The organism is Aerococcus sp. L_32 (assembly GCF_050689315.1).
The window spans coordinates 1-566 of sequence record NZ_JBOEQF010001178.1; the positions used below are offsets into that span (position 1 = coordinate 1).

The 566-nt window shown below is 39.0% G+C and carries 1 protein-coding gene; it reads left to right on the top strand.

The window, feature by feature from the left end; all coding sequences use genetic code 11:
* Window positions 1-406 (top strand): tyrosine-type recombinase/integrase (locus ACRCJ0_RS18805; protein ID WP_431391724.1); only part of this gene is annotated, 406 nt, incomplete at its 5' end.
* Between the last annotated feature and the right edge of the window lie 160 nt (window positions 407-566).

Here is a 566-nt window from a genome sequence, read left to right on the forward strand (position 1 = left end):
ATTTATCCAAACCATTGGTAAAGGGGATAAAGAAAGACTAGTCCCAATCGGTGAGATGGCAGAAGACTGGATTAACAAATATCTAACAGAAGGGCGCCCAGAACTAGTAAAAGATGAAGACGAGACCCGAGGCTATTTATTCGTGAATAACCGGGGTAAGCCTTTATCTAGACAGGGTGTTTGGAAGAACTTGAAGAAGATGGTGATTATGGCCCATATTACGAAAGACATCAGTCCCCATACCCTGCGCCATTCCTTTGCAACTCATTTACTTGAAAATGGGGCGGATTTAAGAGTGGTCCAAGAACTTCTTGGCCACTCTGATATTTCAACAACGCAAATATACACTCATATTCATGCCCAACATATGAAGGATATTTATAATCAAAACCATCCGCGGGCATAAAAATACAAGGAATGTTTGCATAACCACATACCAAAGCATAAAGGTAGGATTATCCTGCCTTTTTTTGCATGTTTTTAGAAAAGGGTTATTTATTACCTGCTTTGAAGCCCTAAATTGCTTCATGTAATTTATAATGTATATATGGGTGCGTTAAAGTTCG